Here is a 17,133-nt window from a genome sequence, read left to right as displayed (position 1 = left end):
GGCCCGGTGGACTCCGGCCTGCGCCGGGGTGACGTACAGAAGGGAAATATCATGCGTGTCTATTACGATCGCGATGCCGATCTGAACCTGATCTCGAACAAGAAGATCGCGATCGTCGGCTATGGCTCGCAAGGCCATGCCCATGCCCAGAACCTCCGCGACAGCGGCGTGAAGGACGTGGCCATCGCGCTGCGCGATGGCTCGGCCACCGCCAAGAAGGCGATCGGTGCCGGCTTCGCGGTCAAATCCAATGCCGAGGCGGCGGCCTGGGCCGACATCGTCATGTTCCTCGCCCCCGACGAACATCAGGCGGCAATCTATGCCGCCGATTATCATGAGAATATGAAACAGGGCGCAGCCCTCGCCTTCGCACATGGCCTCAACGTGCATTTCGGCCTGATCGAACCGCGCGCCGATCTCGACGTGATCATGATCGCGCCGAAGGGCCCGGGCCACACCGTGCGCTCCGAATATGTCCGTGGCGGCGGCGTCCCCTGCCTGATCGCGATCGACCAGGACAAGAGCGGCAATGCGCATGACATCGCGCTCGCTTACGCCTCGGGCGTCGGCGGCGGCCGGTCGGGCATCATCGAGACCAATTTCCGTGAGGAATGCGAGACCGATCTGTTCGGCGAGCAAGCCGTGCTGTGCGGCGGCATCACCCATCTGATCCAGGCCGGGTTCGAGACCCTGACCGAGGCCGGCTACGCGCCGGAAATGGCCTATTTCGAATGCCTGCATGAGACCAAGCTGATCGTCGACCTGCTGTACGAGGGCGGCATCGCCAATATGCGCTATTCGATCAGCAACACCGCCGAATATGGCGACATCACCACGGGTCCGCGCATCATCACCAGCGAGACCAAGGCTGAAATGAAGCGCGTGCTGGATGACATCCAGAGCGGCCGTTTCGTGAAGAACTTCGTGCTCGACAACCGCGCCGGCCAGCCCGAGTTGAAAGCCGCACGCAAGCGCGCCGCCGCGCACCCGATCGAGAAGGTCGGCACCGAGTTGCGCGCGATGATGCCCTGGATCGGCGCCAACAAGCTGGTCGATAAAGACAAGAACTAAGGGTCCAGACCCTAAGTCGGCGCTTCGGCGCTTGCGTGCTCAAAGGGGCTGCGTCACATTGGCGCGGCCCCTTTTTCATGCCCGGAGAGTAACATGCGTCTCATTCTGACCGCCGCCCTCACCCTCGCCTCGGCCCCTGTGCTCGCGCAGCAACTTCCGACCGAGGCACCAGGTAAACTCGACACGAAGCAAGTCGTCGCCGGCACCTATGCACTCGACCCGGCGCACAGCCAGGTGCTGTTCACCGTCAACCATCTCGGCTTCACCGAATATACCGGCCAGTTCACCAGCCCCTCCGGCACGCTGACGCTCGACCCCGCCCACCCCGAAGCGGCGAAGGTCAGCGTCACCTTTCCGGTCGCCAAGGTCCGCACCACGGTTGAGGCGCTCGACAAGCATCTGCAGGGCGCGGAATTTTTCGACGCCGCCAAATTCCCCACCATCACCTTCGTGTCGACCAGCGTGGCGACCGAGGGTACGAACGCGACCATCAGCGGTAACCTGACGATCAAGGGCGTGACCAAGCCGGTCGTGTTGAAGGCGCGCCTGATCGGTGCCGGCAAGGCGTTCTGGGGCGGGAAGAAGACCAATGTCGGCTTCGCCGCGACCACCGCGATCAACCGCAGCGATTTCGGCATGGGCTATAGCGTGCCGTTGGTCTCCGACCGGATCGACCTGACCATCAATGCCGGGTTCGAGGCGCAATGAGCGGTACAAAGATACCCGATCACAGCCCCCCGGCCGACAGCGACGAGGAAGGCCCGCCCGGAGTCGGGCGGGTCGAGGCCTTTTCCGACGGGGTCGTCGCGATCATCGTCACGATCATGGTGCTCGAGCTTCACCCACCCATTTCCGAAGGGATGGACAAGCTCTGGACGCTGTGGCCGGTCTTCCTCGCCTATATTCTCAGCTATGCCTATGTCGCGATATACTGGGTCCACCACCACCGGTTGTTCACCCATGCCAGACATGTCTGCAACGGGCTGATCTGGTCGAACATGCTCTTGCTGTTCGCGCTCTCGCTGGTGCCCTTCTCGACCTCCTATCTCGGCGAGCATCATTTCAACCGCGAGGCGACGCTGATCTATCTCGTGACGATGATCCTGCCGGCATTCGCCTATATCTGGCTGCAATCGACGATCCGCGTCACCGGCAACCAGAGCGCCGCGGCAAAGACCTATCACCGCCAGACCGGGCGCAAGGGACTCTTCGCGACATTGGTGTATCTGCTCGGCATCGTGCTGACGTTGTTCGTGTCGCCCTGGCTCGGCATCGGCTGTGCCGCGATCGTCGCGATCTTCTGGGTCCTGCCGCGAAGCCCGCTCGACCGGTTGTTCGATTAGGGCTCTGGACAGACGCCACAATGACGCGGTAACGCGATGGCAATGACGCAGGCTCTTCGCCTTTCGCTGCTTCGACTTACGCGCCCTTAGGCGCGACCCTCGCCGCGCGCCTCGGGCGCGCGCGACCCGCCTAAGGGACCGTGGGGTATCCCCACAAAATCAAATGCCGCCGCCCAAACGACGACAAGCGAAATTGCGAGACCCGAAGCCATGCTGCGTGACCCTTCCGTAAAATACCGCCCTTTTCCCCAGATCGACTTGCCCAACCGCGAATGGCCCTCGCGCACCATCATGCAACCGCCGCGCTGGCTCTCCACCGATCTGCGCGACGGCAACCAGGCGCTGATCGATCCGATGGACGCGGAGAAGAAAACGCGCCTTTTCGACTTGCTGGTCAAGGTCGGCCTGAAGGAAATCGAAGTCGGCTTCCCCTCGGCCGGTGCCACCGAGTTCGATTTCATCTCCGGGCTGGTGAAGAATGACCGAATCCCCGACGATGTGATGATCCAGGTGCTGACTCAGTCGCGCCGCGACCTGATCGAAACCAGCTTCGCCAGCCTGCGCGGCGCGCCCAAGGCGATCGTCCATCTCTACAATGCGGTCAGCCCGGCGTGGCGCAAGATCGTCTTCGGCATGACTCGCGACGAAGTCCGCCAGATCGCGGTCGAGGGCGCGATGATCCTGCGCGACCAGGCCGCCGCCCAGCCCGACACCGACTGGCATTTCGAATATAGCCCCGAAACCTTCTCAACCGCCGAACTCGATTTCTCGGTCGAGGTCTGTGAAGCGGTGATGGAGATTCTGCGCCCCACCCCCGATCATCCGATCATCCTCAACCTGCCCGCGACGGTGGAATGCGCCACGCCCAACATCTATGCCGACCAGATCGAATGGTTCGGCAAGAACATCCGCAACCGCGACAGCATCGTCATTTCGCTCCACCCGCATAACGACCGCGGCACCGGCGTGGCAGCGGCGGAACTTGGCCTGATGGCCGGCGCTGACCGCGTGGAAGGCTGCCTGCTTGGCAATGGCGAGCGCACCGGCAATTGCGATCTGGTGACGGTCGCGCTCAACATGTACACACAAGGCATTGATCCAAAACTCGATTTTTCCGACATCGATGAAATCGTCAGCACGGTGAATTATTGCACCAACCTGCCGGTCCATCCGCGCACGCCCTATGCCGGCGAACTGGTCTTCACCGCCTTTTCGGGCAGCCATCAGGACGCGATCAAAAAGGGCTTCGCTGCGCAGGCCGCGCGCAACGACGAACTGTGGGAAGTCCCCTATCTGCCGATCGACCCGGCCGATCTCGGCCGCAGCTATGAAGCGGTGATCCGGGTCAATTCGCAATCCGGCAAGGGCGGTGTCGCCTGGGTGATCGAACAGGACAAGGGCCTGAAACTGCCCAAGCGCCTCCAGGCCGATTTCAGCCGCCATGTGCAGGCCTATGCCGACGAAACCAGCCGCGAGCTCAACGCCGCTGATATCTGGCAAGTGTTCGACGCGGCCTATCTGCCCTCGGGCCGCGACCGCTTCGCGCTGATCGACTATCAGGAAAACCACGCCCCCGGCGGCGGCCCACCGCGTACGTTCGTCGGCCGCGTCCGGCTCGACGGCGAGGAACGGTCGATCAGCGGGCGCGGCAATGGCCTCATCTCCGGCGTGCTCGACGCGCTGCGTGAGGATTGCGGCGTGGATCTCGATGTGATCGACTATAACGAACACGCCATCGGCGTTGGCGCGCAGGCGCAGGCGGCGGCGTATCTCGAATGCCGCACCGCCGATGGGCGGATGGTGTTCGGGGTCGGTATCGATGTCGATGTCGCGACGGCGACGGTGCGCGCGGCGCTGAGTGCGGCGAATGCCGTCTGAGCGCTGTTTTCGGAGGATTTATCGATGGCCGCTGTTCATATCGAATATCAGGGGGATCTGCACTGCAAGGCTGTCCATGGCGAGTCCGGTACCGAACTGACCACCGATGCGCCGAAGGACAATCAGGGTCGGGGTGAGAGCTTCTCCCCGACCGACTTGCTGGCGACCGCACTGGGCAGTTGCATCTTGAGCGTGATGGGCATCAAGGCGCGTGCCCTGAACATCGATATCGGCGGCGCGACGGCAATCGTCGAAAAGGAAATGGCCAACGCACCGGTGCGCCGGGTGCATAAGCTGGCGGTCCGCATCGATGTGCCGCAACACCTTAGCCCCGAGCATCGGCACGAGCTGGAAGAGGCCGCGCATAGCTGCCCGGTGCACAAGAGCATGCATCCGGACGTGCAGATACCGATCGAGTTTTCCTGGGGCTGAGCGACCCGCTCACCGATGATCCGATCTGGCGGCATCTAACGGCGCCGATTCAATACCATATATGATCTATGCCATCTTGCGTCGGTCATACCCTGATCGGGTCGGGCTGGCTCTTTCTCATCGTGAGGCGATCGAAGACAGGTGACCTGCTATGCTGGAAACAGAGCCTGTTATCGACCTGTTATCGACCTGTTATCGACCTGTTATCGACCTGTTATTCAATAACAGGTGAGCGCCGATCAAGTCGTTGACTAACAACCAAAATCCTTCACCGAATATCCAACTTAACAGGCGAGGAAAAACTACCCGGCCATATCAGGTGAAAACAGGGCAGTTCAGGGCCGAACCAAGGCTGCTAGCCGCGCGCCCGCACGATCTCGCACCCCACTGCCGCATCGGGATAAATATCTGGCTTGGACGACCGCACCGTCACTTCGCACACGCGTTCATCGCGCAGGCACAGCGCGGCGACCGCTTCGCACAAAGTCTCCTGCAGGTTGAAATGGCGCCCGGCGACCAGTTCGCGAATACCGGTGCGGATGAAGTCGTAATCGAGCACCGCCTCGATCCGGTCCTCAGCCGGCGGCACGGGATAGTCGACCTCAAGCCGCACGTTCAGGATCACGCGCTGCGGCGCGGCCAACTCCTCGGGATGGATACCAAGACCCATGACGACCTCCAGGCCATCCAGGATCGTCGCGAAGCGCGTGCCCTTAGCCATGCGCCGCTCTCGTTTCGAACATCACATCGCTCTCGCGCGGCAGGAAATGCTGGCCATTGTCGACGAAGATATTCTGCCCGGTGACGCCCCGTACCGTGAGCAGGAAATCGACCGCCCGGGCGATCGCGCCAGTATCGACCGGGCGCTGCAACAGGTTCCGACTCGCCACTGCGGCGAACTCCGCTTCGGTCTGGTCGAGGCTCGGCAGCGACAGGCCCGGCGACACCGCATTGACCCGGATACGTGGCCCCAGTGCCTGCGCCAGCATCGCCGTCGCCCCGGTCAGGGCGATCTTGGAACAGCTGTACGAGAAGAAATCGGGATTGAGATTGGCGACCTTCTGGTCGAGGATATTGACCACCGCTCCATCCGTCAGATCGTCCTGCGCCGCGATCGCCGAGGCGAGCAGCACCGGCGCGGTCAGATTGACCGCCATATGCTCGGCCATCGCATTGCCGTCGGACAGCGGCGGGCGATCGAAGTGGAAGATCGACGCATTATTGACCAATCCGGCGATCGGGGCGCCGAACAGGTCGCGGACTTCGTCGACCAGCGCCTGCGCGGTGGCCGGCAAAGCAAGGTCCCCGGTCACCACCACCGCGCCGGGCAGTTCGGCGGCCAGTGCCTCGGCCTCGTCATGCGATCTCCAGTGATGAATCGCGACGCGCCATCCCTGCCCCGCGAGATGGCGCGCGATGACCGCGCCGATCCGGCGCGCGCCTCCGGTAACCAGAACGGTTCGGTTCGAATCCGACACGCGGCGCTAGAAGCCCATCAGGGCAAGGACTTCCTTGCGGCTTCGTTCATCCTCGCGGAACACCCCCATCATTCGGCTGGTGACCATCGCCACCCCCGGGGTGCGCACGCCGCGTGCACTCATGCACGCATGGTTCGCCTCGATCACCACCGCGACGCCGACCGGCTTGAGATTGTCCCAGATGCAATTGGCGACCTCCGCGGTCAGCCTTTCCTGCACCTGCAAGCGGCGCGCATAGGTGTGCAGTACGCGCGCCAGCTTGGAGATACCGACCACCCAGTTGCTCGGCAGATAGGCGATGTGCGCCTTGCCGATGATCGGCGCCATATGATGCTCGCAATGCGACTGGAACGGGATGTCCTTCAGCAGCACGATCTCGTCATAGCCGCCGACTTCCTCGAACACGCGCGACAGATGGTGCGCGGGATCGTCGGTATAGCCCTGGCAATATTCCTTCCAGGCCCGCGCGACGCGCGCCGGCGTATCGATCAGCCCCTCACGGGCGGGATCGTCACCGGCCCAGCGGATCAGCGTCCGCACGGCCTCCGCGACATCGTCCGGCACCGGAATCTTCGGTGTCGAGGCGACAAGATCCCCATCATCGGGGCTGGCGATCAGATCAGGCATTCGGGATTCCTTCGCGGCGATTCGCAGGCGACGTTACGGCAAGCGACGTTCCGGCGTGACGATGTTCGATTCAACGACTGTCTCATTTAGGCAACTGTGCCGCAACCCCGCAGATTCCCGCATGAAACGCCATTGACGTCCGAATCGACGCAGCGCAGATTACCGTACCGATTTTACGAACGTGCCAGCCGACGAAAAGATCGGCAACGTAAACACGAGGGGATGTTTATGAAGAAATATGAACTGCTTGCCGCATCTGCATTGGCACTGATCTATGCAGTACCGGCAACCGCGCAAACCGCCGATTCCGCCCCTGCCGCGCAGGATACCCAGACAACCGACACCAGCGACGACATCATCGTCACCGCCACCAAGCGCGAACAGACGCTGCAGGATGTGCCGATCTCGGTCGCGGTCACCAGCAGCGCAACCATCGAGCGATCGCAGATTCGCGACCTGATCGACCTTCAGTCAGTCGTCCCGTCGCTGAAAGTGTCGCAGTTCAACGCGGTCGGCCAGACCAACTTCATCATCCGCGGCTTCGGCAACGGCAACGGCAATGACGGTATCGAAAGCTCGGTCGGGGTGTTCATCGACGGCGTCTACCGCACCCGTACCGCAGCGGCGCTCGACGATCTGCCCGAGATAGAGCGCATCGAGGTGCTGCGCGGCCCGCAATCGACCCTGTTCGGCAAGAACGTGTCGGCCGGCGCGATCAACATCGTCACCAAGCGTCCGTCATTCGACTGGGGCGGCAAGGCTGAAATCAGCGTCGGCAACTATAGCCTGATGCAGACCAAGGCGACCGTGACCGGTCCGTTGACCGACACCATCGCCTTCCGTCTGTCGGGCAGCCTCAACGAGCGCGACGGCTATTTCAAGAACCTCACTACCGGCAGCGACATCAATAATCGTAACCGCTGGTCGGTTCGCGGCGACATCCTGTTCGAGCCATCGTCCGATTTCTCGCTTCGCATCATCGGCGACTATAACCTGATCAAGGAACGTTGCTGCGGCGTGGTGTCGATCTTCAACGGCCCCGCCACACTCGCGATCGGCAGCTTGGGCCGGGCGATTTCCGACACGACCAAGACGTTCGACCGCGGCGTGATCTTCAACACCGACCCGGCCAACCGGTTGGTCGGCAAAGGCGTCAGCGGCCAGATCGACTGGAATGTGGGCTTCGCCAAGCTGACATCGATCACCGCCTATCGTGATCAGGTCAATCAATCGAACCAGGACATCGACTTCACCGGTGCGGACATTTCGTCCAACAAGACCTCCAACCATATCAAGACCTTCACGCAGGAAATCCGCCTGGCGTCGAATACCGACGGCCCGTTCAGCTGGCTGATCGGCGGCTTCTACCAGGACGAAAAGCTGCAAACGGGTCGTGACATCCGCTTCGGCAAGGACGCGCGTGCTTATCTCAACGCACTGACCGGCGGCACCAACGGCCTGCTCTTCGCGCTCGAATCGCTGCAACATGCGATCAATCCTGCGGTTACGCCAGGCAGCTATTACTTCGCACCCGGCCAGGGCCTCGCCGACAATTATTCGATGAAGCAGCGGTCCTATTCGATCTTCGGTCAGGTAGATTATAAGATCACCGACCGGCTCACGCTGACCGGTGGCCTCGCCTATCTCAACGACCGCAAAGCAGCGAGGTCGAATGTCGTACTGAACGATCGGTTCTCGCAGCTGAACCTGGAAAATGTTCCAGGTCTCAACTTCATTCCGTTCGCGGCGCTTCCGGCCTCGATCGCCGGCTGTTTGCTGCAAAAGGGTTATAACCCCGCGGCCAATGGCGGCGTTGTACCGAACAATCTGTTCGGCGCGTCGCTCGGCGGATCGCTGCCGGGACCTGGCTCGGCACCCTGCCCCGCTTCACGCGCCGGCACTAACCCCTTCGGTCTCAATGCGTTGCAATTCTTCTATGGCAACACGCCGAACCATGGCCCGGTCAATTTTCCCAATGCCAATGAATCAGGCGTCCTGACCGGCGACAAGGTTACCTATGCGGCGCGCGCCGCATATGATCTCGGTGCCATCAATGCCTATGTCAGCTATTCGACCGGCTGGAAGGCCGGCGCGTACAACCTCTCCTCGGACAGCCGCCCACCGCTGAATGGCGTTGGCCGCTCTGCCGATCCGGAATCAGTGACAGTCTATGAAGCCGGGCTGAAGGCCAAGTTCCGTGGCGGTTACTTCAACCTCGCGGTGTTCAAACAGTCGATCAAGGGCTTCCAGTCCAACGCCTTTACCGGCTTGGGCTATAGCCTGGTTAATGCTGGCAAGGAGTCGGTCCGCGGTTTCGAAATCGATGCGGCTTACTCCCCCGCACCGTTCCTGGCACTGACCGGCGGCTTGACATATCTCGACCCAAAATATGATTCCTTCGCCGGCGCGGCTTGCGTCAACTACGATACGGTACGTTGCCCGGTGAATCCCGCGACGGGCCTACGGCCGAACTTTCGCGATCTGACGGGCGACCGTCCTGCTGGTATCCCGAAATGGAGCCTGTCGACCTCCGCAACGGTCAACCACGATCTCGCAGAGGGCATCAACGCCTATCTGCGCGGCGAATATGACTACACCAGCAAGACGCAACTGACCGAGACCACCCCACCGGGATTGTCGACCTGGGGCAGCAACAACGTCAACGCCAGCCTCGGTGTAACCTTCGTCAACGCCAAGCTGGAAGTCATGGCTTGGGCGCGCAACCTGACCAACAACAATTCACTGATCGGGACCTTCCCGACAGTGGCACAGGACGGCAGCTATAGCGGCTATCCCAACCAGCCGCGCACTTATGGCATGACGATCCGCAAATCGTTCTGACCCGGCATCGGGGGCGGCTCGCCGGTCCCCGGCCAAACAAAAACCCCCGGCGTTCGCGCGCCGGGGGTTTTTGCTTTTCCAGCGGGCCTCACACCCACCGGCTATCGTCGATTCAATAGACCACGACGCTACGAATACTCTCGCCGGCATGCATCAGGTCGAAACCCTTGTTGATCTCTTCCAGGCTCAGCACATGCGTGATCATCGGATCGATCTCGATCTTGCCGTTCATGTACCAATCGACGATCTTCGGCACATCGGTGCGGCCCTTCGCCCCGCCGAACGCGGTGCCGCGCCAGTTGCGCCCCGTGACCAGCTGGAACGGCCGCGTGCTGATTTCCTTGCCCGCCTCGGCCACGCCGATGATGATGCTGGTGCCCCAGCCCCTGTGGCACGCTTCCAGCGCCTGGCGCATCACCGTCGTGTTGCCGGTGCAGTCGAACGTATAATCGGCCCCGCCGTCGGTCAGCGCGACGAGATGCGCGACGATGTCGCCATCGACCTGTTTCGGGTTGACGAAATGCGTCATACCGAAGCGCTTGCCCCATTCCTCGCGGTCGGGATTGATATCGACCCCGACGATCATCCCCGCACCCGCCAGCCGCGCGCCCTGCAACACGTTAAGGCCGATCCCGCCCAGCCCGAACACGATGACCGTATCGCCGACCTCGACCTTGGCGGTGTTGACCACCGCGCCGACCCCGGTGGTCACGCCACACCCGACATAGCAGCTGGTCTTGAACGGCGCGTCCTCGCGGATCTTCGCCACCGCGATCTCGGGCAGAACGGTGAAGTTCGAAAAGGTCGAGCAGCCCATATAGTGAAAGATCGGCTGCCCCTTATGGGAGAAGCGGGTGGTGCCGTCAGGCATCAGTCCCTTGCCCTGCGTTGCGCGGATCGCGGTGCACAAATTGGTCTTGCCGCTCAGGCACGACTTACACTGGCGGCATTCGGGGGTGTAGAGCGGGATGACGTGGTCGCCGGGCTTCACCGACGTCACGCCGGCGCCGACTTCGCGCACGATTCCCGCACCTTCATGGCCAAGCACGCTTGGAAACAGGCCTTCCGAATCGAGTCCGTCGAGCGTGTAGGCGTCGGTATGGCAGATTCCGGTCGCCATGATCTCGACCAGCACTTCGCCCGCCTTCGGTCCTTCGAGGTCGAGTTCGACGATCTCGAGCGGCTTTTTCGCTTCGAACGCAACGGCGGCACGGGTCTTCATCAGTCGTCCTTTCAAGCTGTGCGGGTCAGATGCCGCGCTGGCGCTGACAACGCAAGCATGAGGCTGAGAATGGCGGAAATGCGGGCTTTTCCTGTCTTTGCGTCACGGCCTTCCCGCGCTCGGAATGGCAGTACGGAGACGAACCGGAAATCCGACCACGGCACCGCCGGCGGCACGGCCATGAAAGAGCGGGCGGGCGGGCGTCGGATCGGGAGCCGCCCCTTCTCTGCGACGAAGGGTGATCGGGACGCTATGGTAGAGAGTGACAAGCGCGGAAAGGCAGCGCACAAGGAGCGCGCGCTGAAGAAGGCGTGAATCGATGTCGGCTTGAACGGCACATCAGGAAGGACTTTCATATGGCGACGACCCCCACCAAGACCGGCGGCATTCATGCACCGGTGCAGCCATCGCCCGAACTCGGCGCGATCGTCGGCAACGACAAGCTGCCCCGCAGCCAGGTCATCAGCAAGGTCTGGGACTACATCAAGGCCAACAATCTCCAGAACCCCGCCAACAAGCGCGAGATTCTGGCAGACGACAAGCTGAAGAAGGTGTTCGGCCGCGACAAGTGCACGATGTTCGAAATGAACAAGTATATCGCGCAACACGTCAAGGCGTGACCTTGAAGCGGCGCGGGGCAAATGCCTCGGCGTCGCTCAGTCGAACTGATCGGGCCCGGCAGCCTCGCTGTCCGGGCCCGATTTTTTGCGGATGTCACCCGGGCCGCAAGAGCTTCGATGCTTGACAATGCTGCACTGCGGGAGCACCCGCGCCCTTGTTGACGACTCGCGCCGACGATCAGGAAAGCCAACCGAATAATGCCAAGCGACAGTAGTCGATTGTCCTTGCTGCTGACGGCCTCCCGCCGAGCCTGATCCTTCAGTCTCACCGGGGCGCTGGCAGCAGCGTCCGACGAGGTGAGACATGAAAGAAATGCCCCCGATTTCCCGGGGCGTTGGTCCATTTTCGCGCATCTTGCGCCGCGGGCCGAACCGGGCCGATATTATCGCGTTCCTGCTTCTGGCCGGGATCGCCATACTCATTATCCGCGGCGCCGAAGGCGTCGCCGAACCGCTGTCACAGCTGCGCATCGCGCCGGTGACGCTCGATCCGTGGAACCTGCCGGGCTATGCGCTGCGCACGACGCTGCGCATGTTCGCGGCGCTGGGCGCTTCGCTGGTCTTCACGCTGGTGATCGCAACGCTGGCGGCACGCAGCCGCCGTGCCGAACAGATCATCGTGCCGGCGCTCGACATCCTCCAGTCGGTGCCGATCCTCGGCTTCCTGACCTTCACGGTCACCTTCTTCATGGGGATGTTCCCGGGCCAGCAACTCGGCGTCGAATGCGCAGCGGTGTTCGCGATCTTCACCAGCCAGGCCTGGAACATGGCGTTCAGCTTCTATCAGTCGCTGCGCTCGGTCCCTTCCGACCTTGAGGAAGTGTCGCGCGGGTTCGGCCTGTCGCCATTGCGCCGTTTCCTGCGGCTGGAGCTGCCCTTCGCGACACCGGCACTGGTGTGGAACGCGATGATGTCGATGTCGGGCGGCTGGTTCTTCGTCGTCGCGTCGGAAGCGATCACAGTCGGCAACACGACCGTCACCTTGCCTGGCATCGGCTCATGGCTGGCGATCGCGATCGATCATCGCGACTTTGTCAGCGTGGGCTGGGCCGTGGCGGCGATGGGCGTGGTCATCCTGCTCTATGACCAACTCGTCTTCCGACCCGTGGTCGCCTGGGCCGACCGTTTCCGTTTCGAACAGACCGCGAGCACCGAACGCCCGCGCTCCTGGGCCTATGATCTGTTCCGGCGCACCCATTTGCTGCCGATCCTGTTCGCACCAGTTACCGGTTTCGGACGGCTGCTGATGATGCTCGATCGCGGCCGGCCAGTGCGGCCCGCAGCGACGCGGAACCCGAAAGTCCGTCGCATCGGCGATATCGTCTGGACAGTATTGATCGCGGTCGCGCTGCTTTACTCAACCTGGACGATCATTGGCTATGTGATGCACTCCCTGCGCTGGGAGGACGCCGCCACCGTCTTCGCCCTTGCCTGCGTAACGATGCTGCGTGTCCTCGTGCTGATCGTTCTCGCCAGCATCGTGTGGGTGCCGATCGGTGTCTGGATCGGGCTGCGCCCCAAATGGGCCGAGCGCCTGCAACCGGTCGCCCAGTTCCTCGCCGCCTTCCCCGCCAATGTGCTGTTCCCGTTCGCGGTGATCGCGATCGTGCATTGGAAGCTCGATCCGAACGTCTGGCTGTCGCCGCTGATGGTGCTGGGCACGCAGTGGTACATCCTGTTCAACGTCATTGCGGGCGCAAGCGCGATCCCGACCGACTTGCGTGAAGCCGCCGGCATGTTTGGCGTCCGCGGCTGGCAATGGTGGCGGCAAGTCGCCCTGCCGGGGATATTCCCGTTCTACGTCACCGGCGCGCTCACCGCATCGGGTGGGTCGTGGAACGCCAGCATCGTCGCTGAAGCGGTATCATGGGGTGACCAGAAGCTCGAGGCCTCCGGCCTTGGCGCGTTCATCGCCAAGGCGACCGCCGCTGGGGATTATCCGCGCGTGGCGCTCGGCATCGCCGTGATGTCGCTGTTCGTCATCGCCTTCAATCGGCTGCTCTGGCGGCCAATGTACAGCTTCGCGGAGCGCCGCCTGCGCCTCGCCTGATTCAAAGCGCAACAAAGTAATGCAAGGAGTTCCGACATGGCTACCAAGACCGCCATTGCGTCGCGCCCGCTCGTTCAGGTCGAACGCCTCCGTCACTTTTTCGGCACCGCCGCGCGGCGCGCAGCCCCCGTTCTCGATGATGTGAACCTCACCCTTTACGACGGCGAAATCGTCGCATTGCTGGGTCGCTCGGGCTCGGGGAAATCGACGCTGCTGCGCTCGATCGCGGGGCTGATCGCTCCCGATGAAGGAAGTGTGCGCTTCACGCCCGATCCGGACCGGAACACGCCCGACATATCGATGGTATTCCAGACCTTCGCCTTGTTCCCCTGGCTGACCGTGCTCCAGAATGTCGAGCTGGGCCTGGAGGCGCGGCGCGTGCCCGCCGATATGCGCCGCGCCCGTGCGCTGGCGGCGATCGACCTGATCGGCCTCGACGGTTTCGAGAATGCCTATCCCAAGGAGCTTTCGGGCGGGATGCGCCAGCGCGTTGGACTGGCCCGCGCGATCGTGGTCGACCCTGCATTGCTACTGCTCGACGAGCCCTTCTCCGCGCTCGATGTGCTCACCGCGGAAACGCTGCGTACCGATCTGCTCGATCTGTGGTTCGAAGGACGCATGCCGATCAAGTCGATGCTCATCGTCACCCACAATATCGAGGAAGCGGTGCTGATGTGCGACCGCATCCTGGTTTTCTCGTCCAATCCTGGACGCGTGGCGGCGGAGATCAGGGTCGACCTGCCGCAGCCGCGCGACCGGCTCGACCCCGCCTTTCGCGCGCTGGTCGACGAAATCTATGCACGCATGACGGCGCGGCCTGTCGCCATGCCCCAGCGCGACGGCCTGTTTCCGGGTACGGGGATCGCGATGGTGCTGCCCCGAGTTTCCACCAACGCCCTGGCCGGGTTGATCGAGGAAGTGGATTCCGCACCCTTTGACGGCACGGCCAGCCTGGCCGATCTCGCTGACCAGCTTCAGCTCGAAACCGATGAGCTGTTCCCGATGGCGGAAACGCTGCAACTGCTGCGCTTTGCCGAATTGACCGGCGCGGAACTGCGTCTGACCGCGGTAGCACGTCGCTATGCCGAAGCGGATGTGGACGACCGCAAAGCAATGTTCGCCCAGGCGCTGCTCGCCCATGTTCCGTTGGCCGGACATATCCGCCGTATCCTCGACGAACGCGCCGGCCACACCGCCCCGGCGCGCCGCTTTCGCGATGAGCTCGAGGATCATATGTCGCCTGACTATGCCGATGAGACGTTGCGTACCGTAACGCAGTGGGGACGCTATGCCGAGATATTCGCCTATGACGAGGATGGCGATCGGTTCAGCCTGGAAGATCCCAGTTGATGCGTGGTCTCATTCGGGGATATATCCCAAGGGACAGTCCCGTCGTTCGCCGTGCCTGCGACGGTACAGGCGGCGGGACCGGCCATACCTGATTGCGCGCCATCACCCATCGGGGTCACATTGCGACGACAGGTTGACCGCCGAGCCGTGGAAACCTAGGAAAACCGCCAGTGCCCCCGTAGCTCAGCCGGATAGAGCAACGGTTTCCTAAACCGTAGGCCGCGTGTTCGAATCTCGCCGGGGGCACCACCCTGAATCCTCGTGATTCGGCCCGTAAGTCATTGATCGTAGCACAAATCTTTGAACCTGAGGTTCGCCTGAGATCGACCTAGTTCGTCTCAGTTGGACAGCTCTTGTGACCCGATTTGTGACCTGATTTGGTCTGTTTGTGACCCGATTTGTGACCTGATTTTTGATCGACCGGGCCGACTTGGAGTCGGATATGGGAAGACGGCAAACGCTTACACCTGCTGCGATAGACTCACTGACAACCGGCAAGTTGGCGGATTTGGTAACGCCTGGGCTTTGGATTGAAGCTCGGCCAAACGACAAGAAAACCTGGTTCTACCGCCGCCGCATCCTCGGCTGCGGCACAATAATTAAAAAGACACTGGGGCTATTCCCCGCAAACACCATTGCCGCTGCCCGGACATGGGCGGCTGCCCTCAACCAGCAAATCGAAGCCGGCGTTGATCCACGTGAGGTCGAACGGAGCGCTCAAGATCGGGCTAAAATGACCGTGAAGTTTGCACACGCTCTCTACATGGAAGCGGTGCGCGAGGGCCGCGCCTCTCGCGCGAAACGCCGTAACAAGCCGCGCACGATTGCCGACAAGCTGGCAATCTATGATCGTGACATCGCGCCGAAATTTGGCGGTAAGGTAATCTATGACATCACCGAGCGCGATCTGACGAAGCTCGTTCTCGCCAAGGGCAAGGTCGCCCGCATCCGGGCGAATCGCCTGGCAACCGAACTCAAGGTCTTTTTTGGTTGGGCCTCATCGCTTCGAGGCACCGAAATCGCCCTCCCCGACAATCCTGCCGCTCGGCTGACCGACCTAAAATTCGCCGAAGAGGCACGAACCCGCAAATTCAGCCTCGACGAAATCGGCTGGTTCCTGCGCGCTATCGCACTCGAATCGCGAACCTATCAACGCGGGATGCTGTTATGGCTCCTGACTGCTGCACGAATATCAGAGGTAACCAAGGCGAGATCCGACGAACTCCATGTCGATACGTGGGTGATCCCGGAGGGGCGCGCAAAAAACTCACGCGTCCATCGGATCGCGCTCGGCCCTTGGGGACAATCACTGTTTCGAATCAACAGTGAGTGGCTATTTCCCTCTTCAAGAATTGATGGCCCGCAGGCTCTTTGCGGATGGTACAAGGCGCGCAACCGCGTGTTGAACCGCATGTCCCAATATGCAGGGCGACCGATTGAGCGCTGGACGCCTCATGACATGCGCCGCACAGCGCGCTCAAACACCAAGCGGCTAAAGGTGGATTTTGAAACCGCTGAGGCGATGCTCAACCATGCCAAACAGGGCCTCGAGCGCATCTATGATGGCTATGAACTCGAGGACGAGAAGCGCGAATGGTTTCTTAAATGGGAAGCCGAAATCGCCAGCATAGCTCGACAAGTCGGTGTCGCTGAAGCTCTGGGCTTGCCCGAGCATCGCTCCTCTTCGGTAACACCAGTGCAATTGCTCTGGCAGCCACGCCGACACGCTACCAGAGGGCGCGGGTCTCCACCCAGGCGAGCACGTCGGAGAGTTTGAACCGGGGGCAGCGGCCGTGTTTGCTTTTGCCGCTGCCCAGTTCGTATTCCGTCGGAAATCCGGGCGGGCGTCGCTTGCGGAGACGATCGATTTGTCTCCGCGAAAGGCGTGTTATCGATGCAAATTCATTCGAGGTGATGAACGTCGCGGATGTCACGTTCTCGGGTGTCGCTGTCAGCTCACTCCGCGGCTGCTTGGCAAGAGTCATGGTTTACCCCTGCTGTCCGGGACTTCTACTTCCCGCCCGATCGCGCACGGGCAAATGCGCGGTCGCTCTCCAGAAAGGCTGCAAGCATCGACGGTATCAGGTCAGGAACTGAACCGCGCCGGGTTTGCCGGAGGCTCCAACTCCTGAGAAGGTGGAGCCTGTATGAGCAAGACGACGAACAAGTTTGCGCCGGAAGTGCGCGAGCGCGCGGTGCGTATGGTGGTCGATCACGAGCG

The 17,133-nt window shown here is 62.0% G+C and carries 14 protein-coding genes, 1 tRNA gene and 1 pseudogene; 11 read left to right on the top strand and 5 right to left on the bottom strand.

Going from position 1 to position 17,133, the window contains the following annotated elements; genetic code table 11:
- Positions 1-51 precede the first annotated feature (51 nt).
- The 5 genes from ilvC to OO12_RS14220 all read left to right on the top strand — a co-directional run bounded on the left by ilvC (position 52) and on the right by OO12_RS14220 (position 4,724).
- On the top strand, positions 52-1,071 hold the full coding sequence (gene ilvC, locus OO12_RS14240) for a ketol-acid reductoisomerase (protein ID WP_034159384.1): 1,020 nt from the start codon (positions 52-54) through the stop codon (positions 1,069-1,071).
- Positions 1,072-1,164: 93 nt separating this feature from the next.
- On the top strand, positions 1,165-1,779 hold the full coding sequence (locus OO12_RS14235) for a YceI family protein (protein ID WP_034159383.1): 615 nt from the start codon (positions 1,165-1,167) through the stop codon (positions 1,777-1,779).
- Positions 1,776-2,414: a TMEM175 family protein gene (locus OO12_RS14230; protein WP_052215889.1), complete on the top strand. Its 639-nt coding sequence runs from the start codon at positions 1,776-1,778 to the stop codon at positions 2,412-2,414. The genes OO12_RS14235 and OO12_RS14230 overlap by 4 nt, the downstream gene beginning before the upstream one ends.
- Positions 2,415-2,624: 210 nt before the next feature.
- Complete coding sequence (gene leuA / locus OO12_RS14225; protein ID WP_034159382.1) at positions 2,625-4,292, top strand: 2-isopropylmalate synthase; 1,668 nt, start codon at positions 2,625-2,627, stop codon at positions 4,290-4,292.
- Between the two features lie 24 nt (positions 4,293-4,316).
- On the top strand, positions 4,317-4,724 hold the full coding sequence (locus OO12_RS14220) for an OsmC family protein (RefSeq protein ID WP_034159381.1): 408 nt from the start codon (positions 4,317-4,319) through the stop codon (positions 4,722-4,724).
- 355 nt (positions 4,725-5,079) lie between these two features.
- Here the strand turns inward: OO12_RS14220 and OO12_RS14215 are convergent, their stop codons facing one another.
- The 3 genes from OO12_RS14215 to folE are packed head-to-tail and all read right to left on the bottom strand — an operon-like array spanning position 5,080 to position 6,829.
- Positions 5,080-5,445 (bottom strand): dihydroneopterin aldolase, encoded by a 366-nt coding sequence (locus OO12_RS14215; RefSeq protein WP_034159380.1) that lies wholly within the window; start codon positions 5,443-5,445, stop codon positions 5,080-5,082.
- Positions 5,438-6,202: an SDR family oxidoreductase gene (locus tag OO12_RS14210; protein ID WP_034159379.1), complete on the bottom strand. Its 765-nt coding sequence runs from the start codon at positions 6,200-6,202 to the stop codon at positions 5,438-5,440. Before OO12_RS14210 ends, OO12_RS14215 begins: the two co-directional genes overlap by 8 nt.
- 6 nt (positions 6,203-6,208) lie before the next feature.
- Entirely contained in the window at positions 6,209-6,829 is a 621-nt protein-coding gene (folE, locus tag OO12_RS14205; protein WP_034159378.1) for a GTP cyclohydrolase I FolE, read from the bottom strand.
- A gap of 228 nt (positions 6,830-7,057) precedes the next feature.
- Between folE and OO12_RS14200 the strand changes: the two genes are divergently transcribed.
- Complete coding sequence (locus OO12_RS14200; protein ID WP_034159377.1) at positions 7,058-9,670, top strand: TonB-dependent receptor; 2,613 nt, start codon at positions 7,058-7,060, stop codon at positions 9,668-9,670.
- Positions 9,671-9,782: 112 nt separating this feature from the next.
- Here the strand turns inward: OO12_RS14200 and OO12_RS14195 are convergent, their stop codons facing one another.
- Positions 9,783-10,892 carry an S-(hydroxymethyl)glutathione dehydrogenase/class III alcohol dehydrogenase gene (locus OO12_RS14195; RefSeq protein WP_034159376.1) on the bottom strand — a complete coding sequence of 370 codons (1,110 nt, stop codon included), beginning with the start codon at positions 10,890-10,892 and terminating at the stop codon, positions 9,783-9,785.
- Between the two features lie 356 nt (positions 10,893-11,248).
- On the opposite strand from OO12_RS14195, the gene OO12_RS14185 reads away from it, so the two are divergent.
- From OO12_RS14185 to OO12_RS14165, 5 genes are all read left to right on the top strand, one after another.
- Entirely contained in the window at positions 11,249-11,512 is a 264-nt protein-coding gene (locus tag OO12_RS14185; protein ID WP_034159374.1) for an SWIB/MDM2 domain-containing protein, read from the top strand.
- A gap of 313 nt (positions 11,513-11,825) precedes the next feature.
- A complete protein-coding gene (locus OO12_RS14180; RefSeq protein WP_034159373.1) occupies positions 11,826-13,562 on the top strand; it encodes an ABC transporter permease in 1,737 nt (578 codons plus the stop codon).
- A 36-nt stretch (positions 13,563-13,598) separates the two neighbouring features.
- Positions 13,599-14,912 (top strand): ABC transporter ATP-binding protein, encoded by a 1,314-nt coding sequence (locus OO12_RS14175; RefSeq protein ID WP_034159372.1) that lies wholly within the window; start codon positions 13,599-13,601, stop codon positions 14,910-14,912.
- A gap of 172 nt (positions 14,913-15,084) precedes the next feature.
- A tRNA-Arg gene (locus OO12_RS14170) sits at positions 15,085-15,161 on the top strand.
- A 163-nt stretch (positions 15,162-15,324) separates the two neighbouring features.
- Positions 15,325-16,689 carry a tyrosine-type recombinase/integrase gene (locus tag OO12_RS14165; RefSeq protein WP_082006543.1) on the top strand — a complete coding sequence of 455 codons (1,365 nt, stop codon included), beginning with the start codon at positions 15,325-15,327 and terminating at the stop codon, positions 16,687-16,689.
- Positions 16,690-16,922: 233 nt separating this feature from the next.
- Here OO12_RS14165 and OO12_RS28910 read toward each other — a convergent pair.
- Positions 16,923-17,000, bottom strand: a pseudogene (locus tag OO12_RS28910) (DUF2274 domain-containing protein); the annotation flags it as partial.
- Positions 17,001-17,133: the final 133 nt, after the last annotated feature.

The sequence above is a fragment of the Sphingomonas sp. ERG5 genome (genome assembly GCF_000803065.1).
GTDB lineage: Bacteria > Pseudomonadota > Alphaproteobacteria > Sphingomonadales > Sphingomonadaceae > Sphingomonas.
This window is presented reverse-complemented; position numbering and strand designations above follow the sequence as displayed.

Excerpts from the sequence above, each read along its gene's own strand:
- ilvC (WP_034159384.1), top strand. The coding sequence starts at position 52 with ATGCGTGTCTATTACGATCGCGATGCCGATCTGAACCTGATCTCGAAC.
- OO12_RS14235 (WP_034159383.1), top strand. The coding sequence starts at position 1,165 with ATGCGTCTCATTCTGACCGCCGCCCTCACCCTCGCCTCGGCCCCTGTG.
- OO12_RS14230 (WP_052215889.1), top strand. The coding sequence starts at position 1,776 with ATGAGCGGTACAAAGATACCCGATCACAGCCCCCCGGCCGACAGCGAC.
- leuA (WP_034159382.1), top strand. The coding sequence starts at position 2,625 with ATGCTGCGTGACCCTTCCGTAAAATACCGCCCTTTTCCCCAGATCGAC.
- OO12_RS14220 (WP_034159381.1), top strand. The coding sequence starts at position 4,317 with ATGGCCGCTGTTCATATCGAATATCAGGGGGATCTGCACTGCAAGGCT.
- OO12_RS14215 (WP_034159380.1), bottom strand. The coding sequence starts at position 5,445 with ATGGCTAAGGGCACGCGCTTCGCGACGATCCTGGATGGCCTGGAGGTC.
- folE (WP_034159378.1), bottom strand. The coding sequence starts at position 6,829 with ATGCCTGATCTGATCGCCAGCCCCGATGATGGGGATCTTGTCGCCTCG.
- OO12_RS14200 (WP_034159377.1), top strand. The coding sequence starts at position 7,058 with ATGAAGAAATATGAACTGCTTGCCGCATCTGCATTGGCACTGATCTAT.
- OO12_RS14195 (WP_034159376.1), bottom strand. The coding sequence starts at position 10,892 with ATGAAGACCCGTGCCGCCGTTGCGTTCGAAGCGAAAAAGCCGCTCGAG.
- OO12_RS14185 (WP_034159374.1), top strand. The coding sequence starts at position 11,249 with ATGGCGACGACCCCCACCAAGACCGGCGGCATTCATGCACCGGTGCAG.
- OO12_RS14180 (WP_034159373.1), top strand. The coding sequence starts at position 11,826 with ATGCCCCCGATTTCCCGGGGCGTTGGTCCATTTTCGCGCATCTTGCGC.
- OO12_RS14175 (WP_034159372.1), top strand. The coding sequence starts at position 13,599 with ATGGCTACCAAGACCGCCATTGCGTCGCGCCCGCTCGTTCAGGTCGAA.